A 25,695-nucleotide genomic window follows, 5' to 3' on the forward strand; every position below is an offset into this window, starting at 1 on the left:
TTTCTATCTTTACCGCTGTATGAAAAACGTAGATACTATTGCCGTTTTGGACTTTGGTGGACAGTACGCCCACCTGATCGCAAACCGTGTCCGCCGCCTCGGCGTTTTCACCGAAATTCATTCCCCCAACTGCGACGTTTCCGAACTGGAAGGCGTCAAGGGAATCATCTATTCCGGTGGCCCCTCCAGCGTTTATGCTGCCGACGCTCCGGAATACAATCCCGAAATCTTGAACCTGCCGGTGCCCAAGCTGGGTATCTGCTACGGTCATCAGCTTATCGCCCAGCAGCTGGGTGGTCACGTTGAACCGGGCAAGGTGAAGGAATACGGTATCGCCGACCTGATCGTTGGCGACGAAAAGTGCCCGATTTTGAAGGACCTGCCCAAGGCCTCCCCCATGTGGATGAGCCATGGCGACCAGGTGACCAAGCTGCCCGAAGGCTACCGCATTGTTGCAAGCACCAAGGACTGCGAAATTGCAGCCGTGGCTTTCGACGAACGCAAGATCTACGGCATCCAGTTCCACCCCGAAGTCACCCACAGTAAGTTCGGCATGAAGCTTCTCGAAAACTTCATCGACATTACCGGCGCTGAAAAGACCTGGAACATGCATAGCTACCTGCCCCTCATTACCGCCCGCATCCAGGAACAGGTGAAGGACCGCAAGGTGTTCCTGCTGGTTTCCGGCGGTGTGGACTCCACCGTGGCATTCGTTCTCCTGAACCGCGTGCTGGGCCCCGAAAAGGTTCTGGGCCTCCATGTGGATAACGGCATGATGCGTCTGGGCGAATCCCAAAAGATCATGGACTTCCTCAAGGCCGAAGGCATGAACAACCTTCAGATCCGCGACGCCAGCGAACACTTCCTGGCTAAATTGGCTGGCGTGACTGCGCCGGAAACCAAGCGCGGCATCATCGGTAAGGAATTCCTCGTCGTGAAGGACGAAGAAATGGCCAAGCTGAATCTTGACCCCAACCAGTGGATGATGGCTCAGGGCACTATCTACCCCGACACCATTGAATCCGGTGGCACCAAGAACGCCGACAAGATCAAGACCCACCACAACCGCGTCCAGGAAGTTCTGGACCTGATGGAAAAGGGCCTTGTACTTGAACCCCTGGCAGACCTTTACAAGGACGAAGTCCGCGCCCTGGGCGAAGAACTGGGCATTCCCCACAATCTCGTCTGGCGTCATCCGTTCCCGGGTCCGGGTCTGGGCGTCCGTCTGCTTTGCAGCGATGGCGTCCTGAAGGACGACATGGTCGCATTCGACGACGTGAAGGACACTCAGGGCGGCAGCCTCGCCGACTACCTGAAGGCAAACAACATTTCTGGCCGCATGCTCCCCATCAAGAGCGTCGGCGTTCAGGGCGATGGCCGTACTTACGCACAGCCGTTCCTTTTGACTACCGCCGGCCTCAGCTGGAAGGACTGCGAAAAGTTCTCCACCGAACTGGCTAACCGCTTCAAGGCAATCAACCGCGTGATCTACCAGATCGGTACCGTGGCAGATGAAGACCCGAAGCTTGTGGAACAGTACGCTACTCGCGAAAACTTCGATACACTGCGTAAGTTCGACGACATCTGCACCACCTTCCTGCAGGAAAACAAACTGTACGAAGAAATCTGGCAGATGCCCGTGGTATCCGTTCCGCTGCGCACCGCAGGCAAGCCCTGCATCGTGATGCGCCCGGTGAACTCCACCGAAGCCATGACCGCAAACTTCGCCGAAATCGACCAGGGCATGCTTGCAGGCCTCTGGCGCAAGTTCGAAGCAGAAGGCGCCGGCTCCCTGTGGTACGACGTCACCCACAAGCCCCCCGGAACCATTGAGTGGGAGTAAGCCGAGTGTCGCAGAAACAAGCTCGCTTGTTTCTATGACCGAGCCGCACGACCAGCGCTTGAGCCGAAGGCGAAAGCGCAATGGGAGTGATAGCGAAAAGCCCGGAAAACCTTGAAAACACTGGGTTTTCTGAATTTGAAAATCTCTTCTGATAACATTTTGATAACAGAACTCCGAATGAGCTTCATTCTTCGTACCAAGTGGTTTTGGGGGTTCATTTGCAATGCCTTCCCATTCAATCTGCTGAAAGGGCTTGTTATTGGCATCTTCACAATGATAGTCTATAAACACCTTAGCCCTGTACTGAAGGGAGTGTCCTTGTCATGAATAATAATGAATATCTTAAAATGCTGGTAGAAGATTTTCATTCCACAACGATTGCGACGATCGGAGCAGATGGTCATCCGCAAACCCGTATCATCGACATGATGCTATGGGATAAAGCCGGCGTATATTTTCTCACCGCAAAGGGGAAAGCTTTCTATGACCAGCTGATGGAACAGCTCTACGTGGCATTATCGGCAACAAAAGACAAAAAAGCAATTTCTCTGCGTGGAAAGATTGAAAATATTGGAAGCGAAAAGCTGAACGAGATTTTTGATAAGAACACCTATATGCAGAAAATTTATCCAGGCGAAACAAGAACTGCACTGGAAGTCTTTCGCATCTATGAAGCACAGGGAGAATACTTTGATATAAGTGACCCATCTCATATTGTGCGTGACTCCGTTCAAATCGGAAGCCCTGTTATGCAGCAGAGTGGATATTTGGTAGGAAAAGATTGTATCGGATGTAAGCTGTGCTATTCCGTATGTCCGCAGAAGTGTATTGATATTTCCAATACTCCTGTTGTGATCAATCAGAATCACTGTTTGCACTGTGGTCGTTGTGCAGAAATATGCCCGAAACAGACGATAAAGAAGGTTGGATGAACATGAACCAGTCTGAACGCAGAAGGTACCTGATCAGTGCTTTGCTGAAAGAAAACAGAAGATATGCAAAAATGCAGATTCCGAAAGATGCGAATGAACAGAGGCAGCTTCTGCGCTCTCTCATGAATGTTCGTTTTGCTGCACCGATTACGGAGGAATTTTCTGCTGTTCAGGATGAATACCTGCAAGAAGCAAATGCCGAAAAGGGATTTATAGCACTATCGGATATGGATGAGCTGCAGCCCGATCTGTTCCTCTGGCAGGGAGATATTACACGGCTCAAGGTCGGCGCCATCGTCAACGCAGCCAACAGTGGCATGACTGGCTGCTACCAGCCCTGCCACAACTGCATTGATAATTGCATTCATACTTATGCCGGAATTCAGCTTCGCAATTTCTGCGCGGAGCTGATGGAAAAACAGGGCTATGAGGAGCCGACTGGTCAGGCAAAAATCACCCCAAGCTTCAATCTTCCCTGTGACTATGTAATTCATACGGTAGGCCCGATCGTGCAGGGAATGCTGACACATCACCACGAAGAACAGCTTCGTTCCTGCTACGAATCCTGTTTGAAAATCGCAGATGAAAATAACGTGGAAAGCATCGCCTTCTGCTGTATTTCCACCGGTGTATTCATGTTCCCGAACAGACGGGCAGCGGAAATTGCGGTTCAGACTGTAAAGGAGCATAAGCAGACTACCGGAAGTCAGATCAAGGTCATTTTCAATGTATTTAAGGATACTGATTTGGAAATCTATAAGGGGCTTCTATCATGATTGGTAAGAAAAGGATCACATTTGAAGGCTTTTTAAGCGGCGTTCCCGCAAGAGACTACATCCTCCAGAAGATACCTTATGAGGAGCAGATCCGTCGGGCGGCGAAGATGATTCGGGAAGCCGACTATGTGCTAATCGGTGCAGGAGCAGGAATGAGCGCTGCCGCTGGTGCAATCTACGGCGGTGAATGGTTTAAGGAAGTTTTTTCTGATTTCCGAGCAAAATATGGTACTGGACCATATATGCAGGATATGTACAGTGCCGGATTCTACCCTTATCCCACAGAGGAAGCCTACTGGGGATACTGGTCAAAACAGTGCATGAAGGCCGGAATTGAAGCAGATCATACACCGCTGCACAAAACACTGCTGTCTCTTCTGGACGGCAAGAAAATCTTCTGTCTCTCCACCAATGCAGACGGCCAGTTTGAGAAAGCCGGTCTGCCTACAGATAAGATTTTCTGTACACAGGGCGATTATTTTCATATCCAGTGCGCGAGGGGCTGCCATCAGAAAAGATACAACTCGGTCGATCTCTTCAAGCAGATGGACGCAGAGCGAAAAGATTGCCTGGTCCCGTCTAAGCTGGTGCCGAAATGTCCGGTCTGCGGCGGATGCATGAACATGAATTTGCGTATCGACCAGTATTTTGTGCAGGATGAGGAATGGTATGAAGCAGAAAAGCGTTTTGGAGAGTTCCTGTCCGAAGCCATCGACTCCGGCAAAAATATCTGCCTGCTGGAATTAGGCGTCGGATTCAATACCCCGACAATCATCCGTTTTCCGTTTGAAAAGCTGATGCGGGAACATGAACGGATTTCCCTGGTACGGCTGAATTTGAATGAGACTGTGATACCCGAAAGCTTCGGAACAAGGGCTGTCGGAATCAATGCAGATATGAAAAAAAGCATTGAAGATATTTCCTTCAGTGTAAAGTCACGTTTCCCAGTATTAACGGCCTTCCTACTATAAACATCCATTTGCCTACTGCTTTTGGAAATCCTTCGCGGATATGCATAAAGTGAATAAAAGACCTTCATCTAAGCCTAAAAACACACAAACAAAAATATGTGGCACGCCCTAATATACATAGCAATGCTGAGCAAAGCCGCAGGATCAAATAGGTCCACAACTTTTTCATTTTTAGCCAAGTCTGAGTACGGATTTGGCGTTTTTGTTGCAATTTCGCCATTTTTCAAAAGTTTAACAAGTTCTGTGAACGTCAAGCAAGTATGATGCCTAAGATTGCAAATGCTATGCAAGTATGTCGCAGTGCTGCCCCAGCCTAGGCAAGATTTCGAAAAGTCACGAGGACAAAGTTCATGTCACAGGGGACAAAATCTGGGGAAATCTGCTGGACAGCGGATTCGTGTCTCCACACCTCTTTTTTGATCGTTTCAAATTTTTCCTACATTTCCGTACATGAATTTTCTAGAAGAAAAAATCCTCCGAGACGGGGTCATTAAGGAAGGCAACATCCTTAAAGTCGACAGTTTTTTGAACCACCAGATTGACGTGGACATTATGCGTCAGATGGCATACGAATTCCAGCGTCGCTATCGTGACGTGGAAATCAACAAGATTCTTACTATTGAAGCTAGCGGCATTGCCATCGCCACTTTGCTGGGTCACCTCTACGACGTGCCCGTGGTCTTCGCCAAGAAGAGCCAGACCGCCAACAGCACCGATGACAAGTACGTGGCACAGGCATACTCCTTCACCCACAAGAAGATGAACAACGTGTTCATTTCAAAGCCCTACATGAAGGCTACCGACAAGGTCCTGATTGTGGACGACTTCCTGGCGGATGGCGCTGCAGCCCACGCCCTTATCGACTTGGTACACCAGGCGGGCGGCACCGTGGCGGGCCTCGGCATCGCCATCGAGAAGGGCCAGCAGAAGGGCGGCGCAACGCTCCGTTCCGAAGGCTACCGCGTGGAATCCATCGCTATCGTGGACTCCATGGATTGGGAGACCCAGACCATCAGGTTCAGGGAACAGCCGGAACAGCCGCTGACCGACACCAATCTGAAACTAGGATAGGCTCCAGGTGCGACGTTAAAAGGCATGAGGAAAGTATGAAAGCTTCTGAAAATATCTACCAGTTGGACGGTCGTGTTCCTGTTCTACAGGCTGTTCCCTTCGGTCTGCAGCATGTGCTGGCCATGTTCGTCAGTAACATCACCCCCATCATCATTCTCGCAGGCGTGGTGGGCATCGACAAGGGCCTTACCGCAAGCCTCATCCAGAACTGCATGATCATCGCGGGCATCGGCACCATGATCCAGCTCTTCCCCGTCTGGAGGATCGGCGCCCGCCTCCCCATCGTCATGGGCATTAGCTTCACCTTCCTCTCCACCTCCATCTACATCGGTACCACCCAGGGCATGGGCACCCTCATGGGCGCTGTGATTATCGGCGGTATCGTAGAAGGTTTGCTGGGACTCTTCGCAAAATACTGGCTGAAGCTTGTTCCCCATATTGTGGCTGCCACCGTGGTGACCGCCATCGGCTTCTCGTTGCTCCCCATCGGAGCAAATTCATTTGCCGGCGGTCAGGGTGCAGCAGACTTCGGTGCTTCCCACAACTGGATCGTAGGCACCATCACCCTTCTGGCCTGCCTCCTGACCCAGGTTTTCGCCAAGGGCTTCCTCCGTTCCCTTTCCGTGCTGGTGGGCCTTGTGGTAGGCTACATCGTTTCCCTCTGCATGGGCATGGTGGACTTTTCCGGCCTTTCCAACTGCAGCATTATCGCCCTCCCCAAGATTCTCCCCTTCACTCCGGAATTCCACTTGGGCGCCATCCTTTCTGTAGTGGCCATCTTCCTGGTTTCTGCGACGGAAACTGTGGGCGATACCAGCGCCCTCGTCAGCGGAGCATTGAAGCGCCAGGTCCATAAGGATGAACTGGGCCGAGCCATCTCCTGCGACGGTTTCGTCAGCACCCTTTCCGGCATCTTCGGCTGCACCCCGATTACTTCCTTCAGCCAGAACGTAGGCCTGGCCTCCCTTTCCGGTGTCGTGAACCGCTTTACCATCGCCACAGGCGCAATCATTATGCTGCTGGGCGGCATTTTCCCGCCCGTAGGCACCCTCCTCACCACCATTCCGCAGGCGGTTCTGGGCGGTTGCACCATCATGATGTTCGGTTCCATCCTGTTCGCCGGTTTCGGAATGCTTGCCAAGGCAGGTTTCAGCCAGCGTAACATGATTATCGTGAGCCTTTCCCTCAGCGTAGGCCTGGGCTTCACTTCCGCCTCCCAGATGTTCAAGGTATTCCCCCAGATCATCCAGACCGTCTTCGCCGAAAACTGCGTGGCCGTGGTCTTTGTGCTGGCAGTAATCCTGAACCTGGTGCTCCCCAAGGAAAAAGAGGAAAAATAACCCCTCTAGAACAAAAAAACAGGTGCTAACCGAAGTCAGCACCTGTCATTGGGGGTTAGGAGGAACCATAATATAACAATCATTTTGCCAAAATTGTGTTTCCTCTTTGTAAAATATTGATTTGCAAACCGTTAGGCCGGTTTAAAGATTAGCGGTATTCCCACTTGGTGACAAACTGGTATTTGCAATCCAAAGTGTCGGACTGTTCGCCCCAATGGTCCTTGGAACCAGCAACAAACTCGATACCCTTATCGGCAATACCTCTGATGGGGCGGCTCATACCGGCAATGCCCCAAATTTCACGAAGGAAGTCATCACATTCTTCACGGCTCAGTTTCTTGTCGAGACCGGTCACCTTACCGCCCCACACATAGAGGCCGTCGTGAACGAAGGGTGCTGAATTGTAGAGGTCGTTCTTTTCCTGGAAATGAGGAACAAGACAAGTAAATATATCAGGAGCAGAAGCGCCGTCGGTCTTGAAGCCTCTCTTGAAGGTCACGTGCAAAATGAACTCACGTTCCTTGTTTTCGGAAGGGAATCGACGAGTGCCGATAATATCCACCTTTCGATCAAGCTTAAATGTGTAGATTCCACCAATTGCTTCCAATTCAAACGGAAAGTCAATATGAACAGACTTTACCTTGATGGAATTTCTCTTGGCATCCTTTGCGCCAAAAATCTTGGCCAAGGCACTCCAAATACTCATGTTGTTCTCCTCTTTTTTCCAAAAAACAACCTTGTTTTTCGGGTTACTTCTAAAAAGTAAGGAAATTATAATAAAACTTGTTCGAGACGCGGGGCTCAAGGACAAAGGTTTTTAATTTTTTATATTTGGAGCCGTAAAACAAGGAAGGCTCTTATGAAGTTCGAAGATATCATGAAGGAAGTTAAGTTCGAAGTAGAAGTGGACGGCGTGATGCTGGCCCCCGCTATTGTACAGGATGCCGACAAGGGCGACGTTCTCATGATGGCCTGGATGAACGAAGAAGCACTCCGCCGCACCCAGGAATGTGGCGAAATGGTCTTCTGGAGCCGTAGCCGCAAGGAATACTGGCACAAGGGCGACACCAGCGGCAACGTAATGACCGTGGTGGAATGGGCTACCGACTGCGATAGCGACGCCCTCCTTTTCAAGGTCCGCATGCAGGGTCCCCAGGTTGCCTGCCACACAGGTGCCCGCAGCTGCTTCTTTAAGAAGTGCGAGAAATAGGTTCGAGGCGCGAGGCGCGAGGCACGAGGTTCGAGGCGCGAGGCTTCAGGGGTATTTTCAAGAACAATGAATATTTCGCTAGCCGACATCAAGGAGACTATCCAGCGGAATGGCTGGAAGAACTTGCTGCTGGCGGTTTCCGGTGGGTTGGACTCCATGTGCCTTGCCCACTATTTTATTTGCAACAAGGATTCCCTGGGTATTGAATGGCTGGGGATCGCCCATGTGCATCACGGGCTCCGTGAAGGCTCCGCCGATTTGGACGCAGAACTTGTCCGAGAGTTTGCGGAAATGCACTGCGTTCCCTTTTTCTTGAAAAAGCTGGATGGGACGGCACTGAAGGCTGCAGAAGGTTCGCTGGAGAATAATGCTCGCGAAGCAAGGTACCAGGCACTGAAATCTATTGTTTTTGAACTGCAGGATAAGAATTACTTGGATTGCCACGGCTTTCAGCCTCGCAATGACATGCAAACAGTCATCGTAACGGCGCATCATGGGGGTGACCAGGCGGAAACGATCTACTTGAGGATGCGTCGGGGCGTCACCCTCGCTGGCCTGCGAGGAATCCAGGCTGTCCGCGAGGGGCGCGATGGTTCGCCATGGATTTTCCGCCCCTTCCTGAACATTTCCCGTGAAGAATTGACAAAGTACGCCAAGGATAACGATATAAACTGGCGTGAAGACGAAAGCAATTCCGATACAAAGTTCGCCAGAAACCAGATCAGGCACCAGGCCCTTCCCAATTTGGAGAGGGAAATCCCGGGAGCATGCGCGGGGCTGTGCAGAATCGCCCAGAAGGCCACACCCGCCTACGAAAAAGTCATGGCCGTCGCAGACAAACTATTCTCCCCCATGGTTGTTTCCAAGGAAAACGGACTTACCCTGGATACCAAAAAGGCCAAGGTTTCCCTGAAGGGGGGCGTGGACGAAATTTTCCGCCTGTGGCTGGACAGGCAGGGGTTCCGCTTTCCCATAGGTTGCTTCAAGGGCAAGGGATTCGTAAGCGAGATCCGAAATCTCTCCTACCGCACACGTTTCATCGTGAAAAACCGCCATATTATCAGGATTTACGATAAAAGGACCGCCATCGACATTTAAGAATTTGTATCTTGTCGGTGTATTGATTAAAGTATTGATTTTTGAACAATAAAAAGGACGATATGAGTCAACTTAAGGGCAAACCAACCCCTCCGTACAAGAACAAGAATTTTATCATCCTCATCGTGATGATCCTTTTGCTTTTTGTCATGTTCCCCCTGGCAGACCGCGAAGGCGAATCCAACATTACCCGCACCGAATTCTTGGCAATGATGGGTGACTCCACCAAGGTCATTACCGAACTTTCACTGCACAAGACCCCCGATGGCGTGATTATCGAGGGTGCCCGCGAAATGACCGCCGAAGAACAGGCCGAAGCCAAGAAGAACCAGAGCGTTCTGGCCAGGTTCACCCGCGCCGACGACAGCGCCAAGCCGGGAACCAAGCGTTTCACCAGCCACATGCTGGAAGTGAGCAACGAACAGATTACCGCCTGGGAAATGTTCAAGGGCGTCAAGGTCAAGGTGATTCACGAATCCAGCACCTGGATCGATTCTCTCATCGCCTTCATGCCGGCAATCCTCCTGATTGTATTCTTCTATTTCATGATGAACCGCCAGATGGGTGGTGGCAGCAAGGGTCCCTTCGCCTTCGGCAAGAGCCAGGCCAAGCAGCTGGACCAGAAGAAAAAGACCTTGTTCAAGGATGTGGCAGGCTGCGACGAAGCCAAGCAGGACCTGCAGGAACTTGTGGAATTCCTGAAGGACCCCAAGAAGTACGACGCCCTGGGCGGCCGTATTCCCAAGGGCGCCTTGCTGGTCGGCCCTCCGGGTACCGGTAAGACTTTGCTGGCACGTGCTGTTGCAGGCGAAGCTGGCGTTCCCTTCTTTAGCATGAGCGGTTCCGACTTCGTGGAAATGTTCGTGGGTGTGGGCGCAAGCCGCGTCCGTGACTTGTTCGAAACCGGCAAGAAGAACGCTCCCTGTATTTTGTTCATCGACGAAATCGACGCCGTAGGTCGCCAGCGTGGCGCAGGCCTCGGTGGCGGTCACGACGAACGCGAACAGACTTTGAACCAGTTGCTGGTGGAAATGGACGGCTTTACCGCCAACGAAGGCGTGATCCTTATTGCAGCCACCAACCGTCCTGACGTTTTGGACAAGGCATTGCTCCGTCCGGGTCGTTTCGACCGCCAGATCGTGGTGGGCCTCCCCGACCTGAAGGGCCGTGAAGAAATCCTCCGCGTACACTTGAAGAAGCGCAAGGTCCCTCTGGCCGACGACGTGGATGTAAAGGCCGTTGCAAAGGGTACCCCGGGCCTTGCCGGCGCCGACCTGGAGAACCTGGTGAACGAAGCCGCCTTGATGGCCGCCCGCTTCAACAACAAGAAGGTGACCATGCTGGACTTCGAGGAAGCCCGCGACAAGCTCTCCATGGGTGCAGAACGCCGTACCTTACTCATGACCGACGAGGAAAAGCGCCACACCGCCTACCACGAAGCTGGCCACGCCCTCATGACCTTGCTTTGCAAGAACAGCGACCCGCTCCACAAGATTACCATTATCCCCCGCGGCCGCGCCCTTGGCGTTACCATGAGCCTGCCGGAACGTGACCAGGTGAGCTACAGCCGCGAATACGCCGAAGAACGCATCATGATCATGATGTCCGGCCGCCTGGCTGAATTGATCTTCTTCAATCACCAGAGCACTGGCGCAAGTAACGACATTATGCGCGCCACGGAACTTGCCCGCAAGATGGTTACGGAATGGGGCTTCGACGAAGAAATCGGACCGGTCTGCTACAGCCGCACCGATGGCGAAGTATTCCTGGGCCGCGAGATCAGCAAGCCCAAGGAAATGTCCGAAATGATGGCCCAGAAGATTGATAACGCGGTAAACAGCCTCATCAAGAACCTGGACAAGCGCGCCAAGGACCTTCTGGAAGAGAACCGCGAACAGCTGAAGACCTTGGCAGAGGCTCTCTTTGAATTCGAGGTCCTGGACCGCGAAGAAATCGACAAGGTCATGGCCGGCGAAAAACTGGAAGGTACCAAGAAGAGCCGCCAGTACAAGGCCATGGAAGAACTTGCCGAAAAGCGCAAGAAGGAAAATACCCCGCCGCCGGACCCGGGCAAGCAGCCGCCCGTTGCACCTGCAACCGACGCACCGGTTACCGAAGTGAAGCCCGCCCCTGCCGAAGGTAACAAAACCGCCGACGCATCTTCCTCCGCCGACGCGTCCACTGCAACTGAAACCGTCGCAACCAAAACCGCTGCAGAAGCAAAAGAAGAACCGAAGGCCTAACATGCTTAACGAACTGCTGTCCAAATCCCGCGCACTCCCCTGGAAAGTCGGCAACGAGCTGCTTTCCTGTCAGCCAACGCCGCTGATCATGGGCATTGTGAACGTGACTCCGGACAGTTTCTTCGACGGCGGCCAGCACAACACTCTGGACGCAGCATTTGAACACTCCCTCAAGCTCCTGGACGAAGGCGCAATCATTCTGGACATCGGTGGCGAAAGCAGCCGCCCCGGAAGCACCCCCGTTCCCGTAGATGAAGAAATCCGCCGAGTCTGCCCCCTGGTGGAACGCCTGGTAGACTACGCCAAGACTTCCGGCCGCAAGTTCTACATTTCCATCGACACCGTCAAGGCCAAGGTGGCCCGCGAGTCCATGAAGCGCGGCGCACACATCATCAACGACATCAGCGCACTCACCATGGACCCCGACATGGTCCAGGCCGTTGCAGACACCGGCGCCTCCGTTGTGCTGAACCACATCCGCGGAAACTTCGGCACCATGCAGCAGGACTTCAAGCCCTACGAAAACGTGGTGAAGGAAGTCCACGACGAACTGATGGACCAGGTCCTCAAGCTTCTGGCCCTGAAGGTGGACCCCCAAAGAATTTGTCTTGACCCGGGCATCTGCTTCGGCAAGACCGCCCAGGACAATATCGACTTGATGAAGTCCGTAGAAGACTTTTTGGATGAAGGCTACCCCGTTCTTATCGGCAGCTCCCGCAAGTCCTATATCGGAAAAATGAAGGGTCTCGAAAACAGCGACCGACTGATTCCCACCGTTACCGCAGGCATTGTTGCCGCCCTGGGTGGAGCCAGCTGCATTAGAGTCCACGACGTTAAGGAAGCTCACGAATCCATGCTATACTTGGAGGCCATGACCAATGGTTCTGTTTAAGTTATTCGATATCATCGATGTTCGCATGGCAGATATTCTTGATATTCTGCTTATTTCCATTATTCTCTACTACATCTTCCTGCTGTTCCGCGGAACCCGCGCAGCCCAGATGCTTTTTGGTGGCATGCTCTTGATCCTCGCCTGGATTATTGCCCAGTGGTGGGAGCTCCACACCATCGTATGGCTTATCAGTAACCTGGCAACCTTGGGTATTATCGCCATCGTGATCTTGTTCCAGCCGGAAATTCGAAGCGCATTGACCCGAATCGGCCAGGCCGCAAGTAAGATGAATTTCCATAGCATGTTCTTCCATACCAGCGGCCTTGACGAAATCACCAAGACAATTTCTGCCGCAGCACAGGACCTGGCAAAGACAAAGACCGGTGCCTTGATCGTTCTGGAAAAGCGCGTGGGTCTTAAGAACTACGCCGACACTGGTGAAATTCTTGACGCCCAGATCAGCACTCGTCTTTTGCGCGCCTTGTTCTTCCCCAACTCCGCATTGCATGACGGTGCAGTGATCGTCAACAGCAAGCGTATCGTGGCTGCAGGCTGTATTTTGCCCATGCCCACCGGTAATGCAGAAAAGGAAGCCGGCTACGGTATGCGCCACCGCGCAGCAAAGGCCTTGGCCTCCGAATGCGACGCCCTGGTCATCGTCGTTTCCGAAGAAACGGGCTACATTTCCATTGCCTACCGCAACACCCTGCGCCGTAACATCAGCGTGCAGGAACTGAAGCAGGAAATCATCCGCCACTGGGGCGAACTTTTCAACGACGTACGCGAAACTGAAAAGGCAGAACTCTCCGCCGAAAAGAACGCATAAAGTCCAACGGGTTTCAAGAGAAATTTTATGAGCGACAATCAGAATACTCAGAACAACCAAGACGCACAGAAGAACAAGCGTAAAAAGAAGAACATCGCCATTCTCGTCTTGATGTTCCTTTTGCTGGTTTGCCTTTTCATTGCGCAGTGCCACCTGGACCAGATCAAGCAGGAAGCCTTGGCCAAGGAACAGGAAACCGCCCTGGAAATGCAGCGCCGTCACACTTTGGATAGCCTCCGTCAGATTGAAAAGATGCGTGCCGACAGCCTCCGCATCGCAGACTCCCTGGCAGCAATTCCCGTGGACACCATCGTTGCTGACACTCCGAAGCCGGAACCGGTTGTAGAACCGCCCAAGCCCCGCATCAACCGAGACAGCATCAAGCATGTTCGTGACAGCGTCAAGCACGTGAACGACAGCCTTGCCGCCGTCAAGGATTCCATCGACAGAGCCAACAAGGCTATTGCCGACAGTATCGCCGCCGCAGAAAAGGCTGCCGCCGAGGAAGCCGAAAAGAAGCGCATCCAGGACAGCATCCGCAATTCCGACAAGGTTCCTCCCGTCGCTGAAATCACCCCGCCGGCAGGCCGCTACTACGACCCCATCAAGCTGAAGGTGAAGTGCGACGAAATCAAGTGCAAGACCTACCTCTCCATCGGTGACACCATGAATCCTGTGGAAGCTGGCAAGGCCATGGAATACAACAAGACCGGTTCCGTTTTCTACTTCGCAGAAGACTCCGTCGGTAACCGTACCCCGTGGGAAGAAGCCAAGTACGACATGGCCAGCGACAACGTTTGCGGCAAGAACGCCTACCCCGTTCCCGTGGGCGGCAAGACCGTTTGCGTAGACGCCTACGAATACCCCAACAAGGCTGACGAAAATCCGAAGGACATGGTTTCCCAGGAAGAAGCCGTGGCCCTCTGCGCCAAGGAAGGCAAGCACCTCTGCTCCATCGATGAATGGCAGGCAGCATGCCGCGGCAAGGACAACTTCAAGTATTCCTACGGCGATAGCTACCGCCAGAACAAGTGCAACACCAACACCAAGACTGCAAAGCGCAGCGGCCGTAAGGACCAGTGCCGTAGCTGGTGGGGCATGTACGACATGAACGGAAACCTCTGGGAATGGACATCCTCCCCCAGCAAGGATCATCCCAACATGTTCCTGGTAGCAGGCGGTGCCTGGAATACCAATAACGGAAGTAAGTGTACTGAAAGCAAGTTCAGCTTCTATCCCCAGAACCAGTACCCGTCCGTGGGCTTCCGCTGCTGTAAGTAGGCACGAGGTTCCAGGCGCGAGGTTCGAGGTTCCAGGCTCGAGGTTCGAAGCCCTATTCAAGCAGTTCTACGTGAAGGTGTTCCGCGTCGCCTTTTTCCCAAAGAACGCGGCAAATACCTTTTAGCTTATCCTCGACGCCGGAGACAATCATCCGGCGTTTTTCAATGGGGATATACTTTATTCGAAAATCAATGGCCTTGTTGAAATAATGCTTTGAATTGCGGGCATGGTAAGGATAGTCGTTTCCGCTGGTAATCACGGGAACGTAGTCATCCCCCATTACGTTATGGAAAACATTGACCACGATGATACCCACGGTATCCATGACCGGTTCCAGACTTTCCAGGTAAACACCTTCCTTTTGGCGAGTGCGACGCACCAGCAAACGGTGCAGTTCCCTTTCATTAAAAGGACGCATCTTCAATTGCTTGAGATATTCCTCGGGTGACCAGGTGTCTTCTACGTATTTCGGCTCGTATTTCGGAATGGGACGGTCATTGGCCTTAATGAGATTATACACCCCAAAAAGCAGTAAAATGGCCAATACGGTCGCCAATAAATACAAATGTTTTACAAGAAACCTCATGTTTTCAGGGGGAAAAATAACTATTTTATGGGCATGAAAAAGATTCTCACAATTTCTGCTATTGCTCTTTCCTCCCTGATGTTCTCCGCTTGCGAAAACAATTCCGCAAACTACGCTGGTTGCTGGCTGGGTGAATCCAACATGGTTTTTGAAGTCCTGCCTGCAGGTGGTGAAAACTACACCATCAGAAACGTCAATGGCGACTTGAACGCAACCATCAACGACGGCAAGATCTGCGGCACCAATTCTCTGGACATGCTTTACTGCATGAGCGTCAAGGGCGACTCCGCCTACTACGAATTCGGCGGCATCACCACCGGTTACAAGAGAATTTCCAAGCAGGAATACGAAACAATTTTCGCTAGCCAGAAGAAAGCCGGCATTAGCGACGCTGAATAATTTTCTATGGAGATCCGAGGGAAAACTCGGAAATAAAAAAGCTCGGGTTTTACCCGGGCTTTTTTTATTGAGCGTTCGCAGGTCAAGCCTGCGGCGTTTCAAATTTACTTAGCTTCGTTCATCACTTCAAGCACAAGCTTTTCTACAAGTGCCTGGCTGGGAGCGCCGCTCCAGACGCGTTTGATGTAACCATTCTGATCCAACAGCATGAGCGTGGGAACCGCGCGAATTCCATAACGACGCCAAAGGTCCTGTGTGCCGTCGCGATAAAGCGGGTACGGAGACTTATGCTGTTTCGAATAGAAGGCGTTCAAGGTGTTTACATCTTCGTTGGAAATGCCGATGACTTCAAGGCCCTGGGACGCATACTTGTTGTACACGTTTGCGAGTACGGGCAAGGTCTTGCGGCAAGGACCGCACCAAGTTGCCCAGAAGTCCAACAAGGTGGCCTTAGGCTTTGCCTGACGCTTTTCGCCATTCTGGTAGAAGTTTGCCTTGAACTCAGCAATCTTGCTTCCGATGGCGGAACCCGTCAAACTACTGATATCGTCGGGACGGTCCGTCAGTTTCACATTCAAGTTCTGCTTCTTGCCTTCACGAAGAATTTCAAGCTTGATGCTCTGACCAGCCTTACCACTGGAAACCACATTCTGGATCTGGGACATATCAGTAAGGGCGGCACCCTGCACGCCGATAATCTGGTCTTCAGCCTGAATACCGGCATTGAAGCAACCGGAATTAGGATGAACGCCCTTCACCACCAGGGACAAATGATTTTCGTAGGTAGCCTTCTTAAAGGTAAGGCCAAGCCACGGCACTGCACAAGAGAAACTTGTGGCAAGAGCAACCAGCAATACGGATAACTTAAAGCACTTCATTGAACGCACTTATTTTAGAACAGAAGGACGCCGATGTTGAAATGGGCCAGAAGGTTTGTTTCGCGATTCAGGAACTTGTCCTCGTCGTCTTCCACAATGCCTTCGCCGAACATGTAACCCACGCTGATTTCCAGACGGACAAGGAAGCTAGCCTTCTGGAGGGGCATAAAGTCGCGGCCGTAGCCAACGGAAATCATGGGAGCCACATTCAGTTCGTCGTAGTTCTTCACAAAGACTCCGGAAAAACTTACCTTGACATAGTCATCGTAAGTCAGTTCCATCAAGGAGCCGCCAAAGAAGAATCGCCAGTCGACGCCGGCACCAAAGACACAGCCCGGAAAAAGGGCGTTGGCAGACAAAGCCAAGGAATTGTGCTTGCCCAAACGGTATTCGCCTTCCACATTCACGCCCACATCAATGGAACGAATGTAGTATCCCAAGTCCACGGATCCACCATAGAACCATGTGGGAAGTTCACGGACTGGTTCAGCCTTTGCGGCAGCACCTTCATCAATGAAGAAGCCTGCCCAGGAGGAGGAAACCACCATAGCGAGCAAGAACAAAATCTTACGCATTAGTCAACCTTTGTCTGCTTCGGGTTACGGTCATCGTATTCAGCCAAGGTTCTGTAGCCTTCTTCAAAGAGGGCGGCTTCCAGTTCCCTGCGCATGGCGTGGGCAGCCATCCAGCGGAAAGCAACCACGGAGTAGCACTGCACGGCATCTACGCCCAACTTGATCAAGTCGTAAATCTTGAAACCATGGTCAATACCGCCACAGGCAATGACGCTCATCTGCGGATAGTGTTCGCGAATGTACTTCACGTTCCACAGCATGTTTTCATAAAGGGGACGGCCAGACATACCGCCACAGTCACCATCGGCACGGAGCGGGGTCAAGTCTTCGAACTTGGTCTGCACCGGAAGTTCGCTGATTTTCTTGGTGGGGTAAGTATTGCCCACCACAACGCCATTGACGCCGGTACGGACCAGCATATCCATGATGTTCACCAGGTGACGTTCAGAAAGGTCCGGACTGATCTTGGCGTAGACAGCCTTACGCAAAGTCTGGGAGTTGCGGAACTTCATGATTTCGTCGAAAATCTTTTCGGTGAGAGTCAAGTCCATGTCCACGCGGGATTCACCGGTGTTGGGGCAGCTCACGTTGATTTCGATATAGTCGCCGGCCTTGTAGGCAATTGCGAAACTTTCTACAACGTCCTTCAGCTTTTCGTTTTCGTCGGTAAGGCCCGGGGTTTCTGCAACGGAAACACCGACGCACATGCCCACCTTGTGAGCCTTCATCAGCTGCTGGTCAACGCGCTTGGCAATGACTTCAACACCTTCGTTATTCAAGCCCATGCTGTTGTGGATGGCACGTTCGTTTTCCAGGAAGCCGATACGGGGGCGATGGGTGTTACCTTCGCGGTAGTTGCGAGTAGCAGTACCTACGGAAATACCACCGAAGCCCATGTTGGCATAGTCGCAGATGCGCTTGGCGGTCTTGTTTGCACCGGCAGCCAGGATAATGGGGCAACCGAAATAAAGGGAATTGCTATGGTCCGGGAAAGTCACCACACGCTTCAGGGTCTTCTTCTTGTCGGGATGACCGCCCATAAAGGGAATGAAGGGTGCGAAATGAGCCACATGCTTCAGGGAGTCGTGGCGGAATTCCGGGTTGTTATGAAAAATCTTTCTAATCAGAGCAAGGACTCTATCACCAAAATTAAGGTAGTATTCGTGATTGACACATTTAAAACTCATAGTCTATCCTCAAAGGGTTGGCTGTACCTATAAAATAGAAAATAGTTTGCTATTTTAATGTAAACAATTATTGGAGATGGATATGGAACAACAGCTTAAGAAAATCATTCACGACAACATGCCCCAGTACATCGAAAAACTGAGCAAACTTGTCAGTATTCCTTCCATCAGTTTTGACAATTTTGACCAGAAGTTTGTTCTGGAATCTGCCGAGGCCGTGAAAAAGATGTTCCTGGAGGCAGGACTTTCCAATGTGCAGTTCCTGATGCCTCCCAGCGGCCGCCCCACGGTCTATGGCGAAAGCCTCACCAGCCCCGACAAGCCCACCATCTTGCTGTACGCCCATCACGATGTGCAACCGCCTATGCGCGAAGCCTTGTGGAACACCAAGCCTTTCGAAGCTGTTATCGGCGACAACGGTGAACGTCTTTTCGGCCGAGGCACTGCCGACGACAAGGCAGGCATCATTACCCATTTGGCAGCCCTTGAACAGGTCCGCGCCCTCAAGGGTAACGACGGTCCTAACCTGAAGTTTATTATCGAAGGCGAAGAAGAATCCGGAAGCGCAGGCTTTGCACAGATCCTCTCCCAGCATGCAGAACTTTTGAAGTGCGACGCAGTGATTGTTGCCGACCTGGGCAACTTTGCCAAGGGCACTCCCTCCATCACCACCACACTTCGTGGCATGAGTGCCGTTTCTGTAGAATTGAAGGCCACCAAGGCTCCCCTCCATTCCGGTTCCTGGTCCGGCCCCATTCCCGACGTGGCCCAGGTTCTCTGCCGCATGATCGCTAGCCTGACCGATGGCACAGGCAAGATCCTCATCCCGAATTTCGAAGACTCCATGGTCCCGCCCACCGCTGAAGAACTTGAATCCTACAAGAGTCTGGGCATGACCGAAAAGATTTTCCGTAACGACGGCGGCGTTCTGGACAGCGTGCAGCTCCTGGTCCCCGAAGATGAAATCCTCCTTGCCAACTGGCGCAGGCCTTCCATTACGGTAACCGCCATGGAAGTGGGCAGCCGCCTGAACGCAGGCAACGTTCTGCAGGACTCCGCCTACGCCCGCATCGGCATCCGCCTTGCTCCGGGCATGGATGCAGAACACTGCACAGACTTGCTGGTGGATTTCCTCAGGAAGCAGGTTCCCTACGGTCTGGAAATCAAGTTCGATATCGAAGACGGTGCAAATCCCTTCGTGACGGATACCACCCACCCCTTCTTCCAGCTGATGAGCAAGTCCATGGGTGAAGCCTACGAATCCCCCACCAAGTTCATTGGCTGCGGCGCAAGCATTCCTGGCGCAGAACTTTTCCGCAAGACCTTCGGCGACATTCCTATTCTCTTGACTGGTCTCGAAGATCCTGAATGCAACGCCCACGGCGAAAACGAAAGCCTTTACCTGCCCGACTTTGAAAAGGGTATTCTGGCAGAAACCTTGTTCTTTGGCGGTCTGTAATGATGAAGCTTGCAAAAAAGCGCCTGGTTGTTTTGACGGGTGCCGGCATCAGTGCGGAATCCGGACTGCGCACCTTCCGCGGAAACGACGGGATGTGGGAGCATGAAAGCATTGACGACGTGTGTACGCCCGAGGGTTACTTCCGCGACAAGAAGCGTGTGAAGGATTTCTACAACTTCTTGAGGGGCGGCCTGAAGGACCACGAACCTAATGCAGCCCATATTGCGTTGGCAGAACTGGAGCACCGCCTGAAAGACGACTTCCTGCTGATCACCCAGAACGTGGACAACCTCCACGAACGTGCCGGCAGCTGTAGGGTCTTGCACATGCACGGCGACCTGATGCGCCTTACCTGCGAAAGGAATCCGGAACACAAGTTCATCTTCAATGAAGACGAAACCATGGAAACCCGCTGCCCCTTCTGCGGTGCCATGAGTCGCCCCGACATCGTTTTCTTCGGGGAACAGCCCTTGTACATGGACCAGATTCAAGATGTTTTGCAGCAGTGCGAAGAATTTGTGTACATCGGCACTAGTAGCGTTGTCTACCCCGCCGCAGGCTTTAAGAGTTTCGCTCATTCCTACGGTGCAAAAGTCACCTGCCTGAATTTAGAAGTTCCTACTAGAGACCCCTACACCGACGTTTGCATCCAAGGCAAGGCCACGGAAATCGTGCCCAAGTGGTGCAAGGAATTCAAGTAACGGATTCTATTCCTATAAAAACAGCCGCGAACTTTCGCGGCTTTTTCTTTTTTTAAAGAGAGAAACAACGGGCTTTGTGTTCACCAGAAACAAATTCCGGAGGAAGCTCATTGGAACGGCACTTGGCCTGAACTTCGGCGCTGCAGGCGGAACACTTTTCGCAACGGTCTGCAAAACGGCAACCCGTCACAAAATCCTTGGGGTGGGGCACAGAACCCGGAATAGATTTCAACGTGTGCATTTCGCTGTGGCTTTCGGGAATTGCAGCAAGCAGACCCTGAGTGTAGGGATGCAGCGGATTACGAATCACTTCGCGAACGGGGCCCACTTCCACAATGCGGCCAGCATACATCACAGCAACACGGTTAGCGTACTGGGAAACGATACCCATGTTATGAGTAATCAAAAGAACTGCCGTTCCCGTACTTTCAGCCATTTCCTTAAGAACCGCAAGAACCTGGGCCTGCACAGTTACGTCCAGAGCCGTGGTAGGTTCATCGGCAATAATCAGCTTAGGCTTAGGCAGCAGAGCCATCACAATGCAGATACGCTGCAGCATACCACCAGAAAGTTCATGGGGGTAAGAATTCAGAACACGATCCGGGTCGGTGAAGCCAGCAAGGTTCAGCATGCGGCGGATTTCAGCAATTTCACTCTGGCTGTCATCCCGGGCGCTTGTCCTCGCTTGACGGGGATGACCCGGCTGCAACACACTTAGAAACTTGTTTCTTAGTGTGGCTGGTCCCCGTAGGGGGAGGATCTCCTTTTTCGCGCTGAACTTGAAAACTTCCATCAACTGTTTCTTGATGGTCAGCACCGGGTTCAGAGCTTGCATAGGCTCCTGGAAAATGCAGGCGATTTCGGAACCGCGAATATTCTGCAAATCCTTGAGAGCAAGAGTGGACAAGTCGATGGTCTTGTCGGAGTAAATAAATTCCACGGAACCGCTGACGATTTTTGCGGAAGGCTGGGGCAACAATCGCAAAATGCTCATGGCGGTCACGCTCTTACCGCAACCGGACTCGCCCACCAGCGCAAAGAATTCGCCAGGATAAATTTCGAAGGAAACACGGTCCGTCACCTGAACAGGCGTAGCATTCTTCTGGCCGTTGCCAAAGGCAACAGACAAATCGCGAACTGCAAGAACCGGGGTTTCGGTTCCGCTGGGTACTGCACGATCTGCAACGCACTTTTCAGAATTCATTTCGGACACGTTCAAACCTATTTCTTCAGGAAAGCCTTGATTTCATCAAGACGCTTCATTGCCAATTCGCGACCTTGGTCATACACGCGCAGCAACTTCACCACGTCATTTTCCGTGCGGCCAATACCGAGGGACTCGTCAGGACACAACACCATCACGTTGCCCTGCTTTTCCTGCTCGAAGACATAGCGGGTTTCTTCATTATACATGATGTGACGATTAGCCACCGCATCCACCAACTTCGGGTACTTGCGGTACACCAGGCGCATAATAGGCACCAGCTGGTTTTTCTTCTTTTCGTAGCTGCGGGGCTGCGTAAGAATCACGATATTGCGATTGAAGCCGATGGATTCAAAATACTGAAGCGGAATGGAATCTGCGATACCGCCGTCCATGTACTTGTGACCCTGAATGTCCACCAGTCTTGCAGCCAAAGGCATGGAGGCTGATGCGCGCATCCATTCCAGATCGTCGCCCAAACCGTCGTTCATCTTGAAGTAAGCGGCCTCGCCCGTTTCGGCGTTGGTTGCCACCATGTGGAATTCCATGGGGTTCTTCACCAAAGCATCGTAATCGAAGGGATCCAACACGCGGGGAATCTGCTTGTAGCAGAAATCGGCATCGTACAGGTCGCCAGTCTTGATCAAGTTACTGAAACTGCAGTAACGCTTGTCCTTGGCAAAACGAAGGTTGTAACGGAGGGCACGACCAGGCTGGCGAGACTTCATGTTGCATCCGAAGCAGGCACCGGCAGAAACGCCAACAGCGCCATCCACTTCGATTCCCTGCTCCATCATCACATCAAGAATGCCGCAGGTGAAAAGGCCGCGCATCGCACCACCTTCTAGAATCAAGCCAGTCTTAATTTCGCTCATGTATCCTCCAAGCCTAAATGTAACGGTCGCCGGACTTGGGGTCCATGGCATCACGGACACCTTCCCCAACAAAAGTGGTCAAAAGCAAAGTCACAAAAAGGGCGAGAACAGTGCTAATGGAAATCCAAGGTGCATAAAGGTTGTTCAAGCCCTGGCTCATCAGTTCGCCCCAGCTAGGTGTAGGCGGTTGCAGGCCGAAGCCCAGGAAGTCCAGAGAAGTCAAGCTACCGATACCGCCAATCAAGGTGAAGGGGAACAACGTGACCACCGGGGTCATGGCGTTGGGCAGAATTTCCTTGAAGAAAATATGACGGTGCCCCAGGCCCAGAACCTTTGCAGACTGCACATAGGTCATGCTGCGGAGCTTCAGAAATTCACCGCGCATGTAGTAGCTGAGGGAAATCCAGTTGAAGGCGGCCATAATCAAAATCAAAAGCCAGAAGCTACGGCCATAAATACTGCCAATCAAGATCACCACGTAGAGCATAGGCAGCGAAGACCAGATTTCGATAAAGCGCTGCATGCCCATATCCCAGAACTTGCCCAGGTAACCCTGGATACCGCCAATGACAATGCCTAGGAAAGTTCCAAGGACTGTAAGCAGCAAGCTGAAGGAAATGCAAATACGGAAACCGTGAATCAAGCGAGCCAACACATCGCGGCCGTTGGCATCGGTACCCAGCCAGTGCTCGCTGCTGGGAGCAAAAGGAGGAGCGCCGTCACCGCTCAGGTCCGCCTTCAGCGGGTCGTGAGCCACAGGAGGCATGATGGCCCAAGTCTCGGGGCAACCGCCTGCACGGGGGAAACCGTCAGCCGCGTCTTCTTCGCATTCACGGACGTCGGCAAAAAGCTTGGCATAATCCTGCTCCGTATCGTAACTGCCCCCGAAGTCCTTTTCACTATAGCGGGCAAATGCGGGGAAATAAGTCTTGCCCTGGTAACGCAGGACCAGAGGTTCGTCATTCACCGTCCAGGGGCTGGTCAGGGAAAGCAGGTAGACCACCACAAGAACGATCAAGGAATAAAACGCACGTTTATTCTTGCGGAAGCGCTTCAGGCGGTTCTTGGTTTCTGTGGTCAGGCGAAGTTTCATCTATGGGCAATATAAAAATAAATGTTAATCACGCATGATGATATGGAGATTAAAAAATCAGCAAATGGCGTCATTTTTCATAAATGATGTCACCAAATAATAAAAAAGAGGCCATACGTGACAATATTTTTAATTTATCTGAAGTAATTAATCTTTAAACTGGCAGAAATTCAGGTGAAGTATGTCACCATTTATAACAATTTTGCAAATTAGTGACATTTTAGAGTTAGATACAAACCATTTTTAGGGAAAAATCAGTTACTTTGTATAAAAATTTTGTCACCAAACTACAAAAAACTCAACTTCAGTGACAAAAAACTCAAAAATCGCTTTTACAAAAGAAAAAAAACAAAACTATATTAAGCCTCAAAACCATAAAGGATTTGCTTAGTGCGCAGACAAGATAACCAGCGAAATCGAGGAAACGACCCGGAGTTCAACCGCGGATTGGACGCTGAACACGCCGACGAGTTCAAAACAAACGAATCCGGAAGCAAAAAGCGCGAAGCTCGCGGGGAAAGAGGCCTCAAGGAAAACAAGGTGCAGAAAGAACGCTGCATTCTTGTGGGCATCGCCACCCCGAAAATCCGCTCCTGGCTTGCCACCGAGCAGTTGGCGGAACTTGGCCGCCTGGCAGAAACCGCTGGCGCCGAAGTGGTGCAAAGTTTCTTGCAACGCGTGCAGCAGTTTAACGCCGCCACCCTCATCGGCGAAGGCAAGGTTCACGAAATCAAGATGGCTCTTGAGGAACTTGACGCCAAGATGGTGGTTTTCGATGACGACCTCAGCGGCTCCCAGGTGCGCAATTTGGAGCAGCGTCTGCCGGGCATCAAGGTGCTGGACCGCACCGGTTTGATTCTGGATATTTTCGCAAAGCATGCTGTCACTGCCGAAAGCCGCCTCATGGTGGAAGTGGCCCAGCTGCAGTACATGATGCCCCGCCTCACAGGTGCATGGACTCACCTTTGCCGTCAGCATAACGGCGGTATCGGCACTAAGGGTCCTGGCGAAACCCAGTTGGAAACGGACCGTCGAATGATTCGTAAGCGAATCCAGGAACTGAAGAAGAAACTTGAAAAGATCGAGGACGCCCGCGAGCAGCAGGCAGAAAACCGCAACGACATTTTCCACATGGGTATCGTGGGCTACACCAACGCCGGCAAGTCCACTTTGACAAACCGCCTTACCGGCGCCGACGTTTATGTAGAAGACAAGCTCTTCGCCACCTTGGACAGCACCACCCGTAAACTGTTCCTGGACGGCGAGAACATTATTTTGTCTGACACTGTGGGATTTATCCGCAAGCTCCCCCACAACCTGATTGAAACCTTCAAGAGCACCCTGGGTGTGGCCGCCCACGCCGACTGCATCCTTGAGGTGGTTGACGGAAGCGCCCCCGACTACCGCGAACATCTGGAAGTGACCCACAAGACTTTGCAAGGAATCATCAGTTCCGAGACGCCGCGAATCCGCGTGTTCAACAAGGTGGAAACCTGCGACGAAGCCCGCCGTAACGAACTTCGCGAGAACTATCCCGAGGCCATTCAAGTCAGCGCCAAGGAAAACATCGGCATGGAACTGCTGCGCACCGCCTTCAAGGAACAGCTGGCCGCCTGGCACAAGAAGCGCGAGGCCGCAGCCGCCCAGATCAAGGAAGAAGTGGAATCGCCGTGGCCCGCCCACCCCGCCGATTTAGACAAAGGCCGCATCACATCCCCATAAAAAAAACAAACCATTTGATGGTGAACTTGTTTTTTTTAATAGAGGGTTTTCCGCAAGCCATATCCAATAACTGGTGAAATAAATATACACTCTTTTTGCAAACGGTAGGCAACCGCCATTTGTCACAGAAGTGTCACAGTCATGTCACAGTTCTGTCAAAAAAAGTGGGAAAATGCTCAAACGCTGTCGGAGCACTATTCCTCAAACGGGAAAGTGCCCCAAACGCTGTCGGAGCACTATTCCTCAAACGGGAAAACGCCCCATTCGCTGTCGGAGCACTATTCCCCAAACGGGAAAGTGCCCCATTCGCTGTCGGAGCACTATTCCTCAAACGGGAAAGTGCCCCAAACGCCGTCGGAGCACTATTCCTCAAACGGGAAAGTGCCCCAAACGCCGTCGGAGCACTATTCCCCAAACGGGAAAACGCCCCATTCGCTGTCGGAGCACTATTCCCCAAACGGGAAAGCGCTCATTCGCCGTCGGAGCACTATTCCCCAAACGGGAAAGCGCTCATTCGCCGTCGGAGCACTATT

General features: G+C 52.1%; 23 protein-coding genes and 1 pseudogene. 16 read left to right on the forward strand and 8 right to left on the reverse strand.

The genetic code is table 11. The annotated features are described in order from the left end of the window. Positions 1-19: 19 nt before the first annotated feature. From guaA to MJZ25_14505, 6 genes are all read left to right on the forward strand, one after another. Positions 20-1,843, forward strand: a complete 1,824-nt coding sequence (gene guaA / locus MJZ25_14480; protein MCQ2125382.1) for a glutamine-hydrolyzing GMP synthase — start codon at positions 20-22, stop codon at positions 1,841-1,843. 323 nt (positions 1,844-2,166) lie between these two features. Next, positions 2,167-2,775: a 4Fe-4S binding protein gene (locus tag MJZ25_14485; GenBank protein ID MCQ2125383.1), complete on the forward strand. Its 609-nt coding sequence runs from the start codon at positions 2,167-2,169 to the stop codon at positions 2,773-2,775. After that, complete coding sequence (locus tag MJZ25_14490) at positions 2,772-3,551, forward strand: protein-ADP-ribose hydrolase (GenBank protein ID MCQ2125384.1); 780 nt, start codon at positions 2,772-2,774, stop codon at positions 3,549-3,551. Before MJZ25_14485 ends, MJZ25_14490 begins: the two co-directional genes overlap by 4 nt. After that, the gene (locus tag MJZ25_14495) at positions 3,548-4,522 is read left to right on the forward strand and encodes a hypothetical protein (GenBank protein ID MCQ2125385.1); all 975 of its coding nucleotides are present in this window, start codon (positions 3,548-3,550) and stop codon (positions 4,520-4,522) included. The genes MJZ25_14490 and MJZ25_14495 overlap by 4 nt, the downstream gene beginning before the upstream one ends. A gap of 450 nt (positions 4,523-4,972) precedes the next feature. Next, a complete protein-coding gene (locus MJZ25_14500) occupies positions 4,973-5,593 on the forward strand; it encodes a xanthine phosphoribosyltransferase (GenBank protein MCQ2125386.1) in 621 nt (206 codons plus the stop codon). 35 nt (positions 5,594-5,628) lie between these two features. Continuing rightward, positions 5,629-6,933, forward strand: a complete 1,305-nt coding sequence (locus tag MJZ25_14505) for a purine permease (GenBank protein ID MCQ2125387.1) — start codon at positions 5,629-5,631, stop codon at positions 6,931-6,933. A 148-nt stretch (positions 6,934-7,081) separates the two neighbouring features. Here the strand turns inward: MJZ25_14505 and MJZ25_14510 are convergent, their stop codons facing one another. Next, positions 7,082-7,639, reverse strand: a complete 558-nt coding sequence (locus MJZ25_14510) for a DUF1353 domain-containing protein (GenBank protein MCQ2125388.1) — start codon at positions 7,637-7,639, stop codon at positions 7,082-7,084. Between the two features lie 153 nt (positions 7,640-7,792). On the opposite strand from MJZ25_14510, the gene hisI reads away from it, so the two are divergent. From hisI to MJZ25_14540, 6 genes and pseudogenes are all read left to right on the forward strand, one after another. Further along, positions 7,793-8,143: a phosphoribosyl-AMP cyclohydrolase gene (gene hisI / locus MJZ25_14515; GenBank protein ID MCQ2125389.1), complete on the forward strand. Its 351-nt coding sequence runs from the start codon at positions 7,793-7,795 to the stop codon at positions 8,141-8,143. A gap of 66 nt (positions 8,144-8,209) precedes the next feature. After that, positions 8,210-9,241, forward strand: a complete 1,032-nt coding sequence (gene tilS / locus MJZ25_14520; GenBank protein MCQ2125390.1) for a tRNA lysidine(34) synthetase TilS — start codon at positions 8,210-8,212, stop codon at positions 9,239-9,241. A gap of 62 nt (positions 9,242-9,303) precedes the next feature. Further along, a pseudogene (gene ftsH / locus MJZ25_14525) lies at positions 9,304-11,196 on the forward strand (ATP-dependent zinc metalloprotease FtsH). Between the two features lie 289 nt (positions 11,197-11,485). Next, positions 11,486-12,376 (forward strand): dihydropteroate synthase, encoded by an 891-nt coding sequence (folP, locus tag MJZ25_14530; GenBank protein ID MCQ2125391.1) that lies wholly within the window; start codon positions 11,486-11,488, stop codon positions 12,374-12,376. Next, a complete protein-coding gene (cdaA, locus tag MJZ25_14535; protein MCQ2125392.1) occupies positions 12,363-13,202 on the forward strand; it encodes a diadenylate cyclase CdaA in 840 nt (279 codons plus the stop codon). The genes folP and cdaA overlap by 14 nt, the downstream gene beginning before the upstream one ends. A gap of 27 nt (positions 13,203-13,229) precedes the next feature. Then, complete coding sequence (locus MJZ25_14540; protein MCQ2125393.1) at positions 13,230-14,483, forward strand: SUMF1/EgtB/PvdO family nonheme iron enzyme; 1,254 nt, start codon at positions 13,230-13,232, stop codon at positions 14,481-14,483. A gap of 52 nt (positions 14,484-14,535) precedes the next feature. On the opposite strand, the gene MJZ25_14545 is transcribed toward MJZ25_14540, so the two are convergent. Then, positions 14,536-15,003, reverse strand: coding sequence for a hypothetical protein (locus tag MJZ25_14545; protein MCQ2125394.1), 468 nt, complete (start codon positions 15,001-15,003; stop codon positions 14,536-14,538). A gap of 99 nt (positions 15,004-15,102) precedes the next feature. On the opposite strand from MJZ25_14545, the gene MJZ25_14550 reads away from it, so the two are divergent. Then, positions 15,103-15,468, forward strand: a complete 366-nt coding sequence (locus MJZ25_14550; protein ID MCQ2125395.1) for a hypothetical protein — start codon at positions 15,103-15,105, stop codon at positions 15,466-15,468. A gap of 104 nt (positions 15,469-15,572) precedes the next feature. Here MJZ25_14550 and MJZ25_14555 read toward each other — a convergent pair whose 3' ends face one another. Genes MJZ25_14555 through MJZ25_14565 form a run of 3 tightly spaced genes read right to left on the reverse strand, consistent with a single transcriptional unit; the run spans position 15,573 to position 18,108 of the window. After that, the gene (locus MJZ25_14555; protein MCQ2125396.1) at positions 15,573-16,346 is read right to left on the reverse strand and encodes a redoxin domain-containing protein; all 774 of its coding nucleotides are present in this window, start codon (positions 16,344-16,346) and stop codon (positions 15,573-15,575) included. A gap of 14 nt (positions 16,347-16,360) precedes the next feature. Beyond that, positions 16,361-16,921, reverse strand: a complete 561-nt coding sequence (locus tag MJZ25_14560; GenBank protein MCQ2125397.1) for a hypothetical protein — start codon at positions 16,919-16,921, stop codon at positions 16,361-16,363. Further along, positions 16,921-18,108, reverse strand: a complete 1,188-nt coding sequence (locus MJZ25_14565) for a dihydroorotate oxidase (GenBank protein MCQ2125398.1) — start codon at positions 18,106-18,108, stop codon at positions 16,921-16,923. Before MJZ25_14565 ends, MJZ25_14560 begins: the two co-directional genes overlap by 1 nt. A gap of 82 nt (positions 18,109-18,190) precedes the next feature. On the opposite strand from MJZ25_14565, the gene MJZ25_14570 reads away from it, so the two are divergent. Continuing rightward, the gene (locus MJZ25_14570) at positions 18,191-19,567 is read left to right on the forward strand and encodes a M20/M25/M40 family metallo-hydrolase (protein MCQ2125399.1); all 1,377 of its coding nucleotides are present in this window, start codon (positions 18,191-18,193) and stop codon (positions 19,565-19,567) included. Next, the gene (locus tag MJZ25_14575) at positions 19,567-20,268 is read left to right on the forward strand and encodes an NAD-dependent deacylase (GenBank protein ID MCQ2125400.1); all 702 of its coding nucleotides are present in this window, start codon (positions 19,567-19,569) and stop codon (positions 20,266-20,268) included. The genes MJZ25_14570 and MJZ25_14575 overlap by 1 nt, the downstream gene beginning before the upstream one ends. A gap of 52 nt (positions 20,269-20,320) precedes the next feature. Here MJZ25_14575 and MJZ25_14580 read toward each other — a convergent pair whose 3' ends face one another. Genes MJZ25_14580 through MJZ25_14590 form a run of 3 tightly spaced genes read right to left on the reverse strand, consistent with a single transcriptional unit; the run spans position 20,321 to position 23,440 of the window. Then, on the reverse strand, positions 20,321-21,472 hold the full coding sequence (locus MJZ25_14580) for an ABC transporter ATP-binding protein (protein MCQ2125401.1): 1,152 nt from the start codon (positions 21,470-21,472) through the stop codon (positions 20,321-20,323). 17 nt (positions 21,473-21,489) lie between these two features. Beyond that, positions 21,490-22,347, reverse strand: coding sequence for a patatin family protein (locus tag MJZ25_14585; GenBank protein ID MCQ2125402.1), 858 nt, complete (start codon positions 22,345-22,347; stop codon positions 21,490-21,492). Positions 22,348-22,360: 13 nt separating this feature from the next. Further along, positions 22,361-23,440 (reverse strand): ABC transporter permease subunit, encoded by a 1,080-nt coding sequence (locus tag MJZ25_14590; GenBank protein ID MCQ2125403.1) that lies wholly within the window; start codon positions 23,438-23,440, stop codon positions 22,361-22,363. A 390-nt stretch (positions 23,441-23,830) separates the two neighbouring features. Here MJZ25_14590 and hflX point away from each other — a divergent pair, with 390 nt between their 5' ends. After that, a complete protein-coding gene (hflX, locus tag MJZ25_14595) occupies positions 23,831-25,162 on the forward strand; it encodes a GTPase HflX (protein MCQ2125404.1) in 1,332 nt (443 codons plus the stop codon). Positions 25,163-25,695 lie beyond the last annotated feature (533 nt).

The sequence above is a fragment of the Fibrobacter sp. genome (assembly GCA_024399065.1).
Taxonomy (GTDB): Bacteria; Fibrobacterota; Fibrobacteria; order Fibrobacterales; family Fibrobacteraceae; genus Fibrobacter.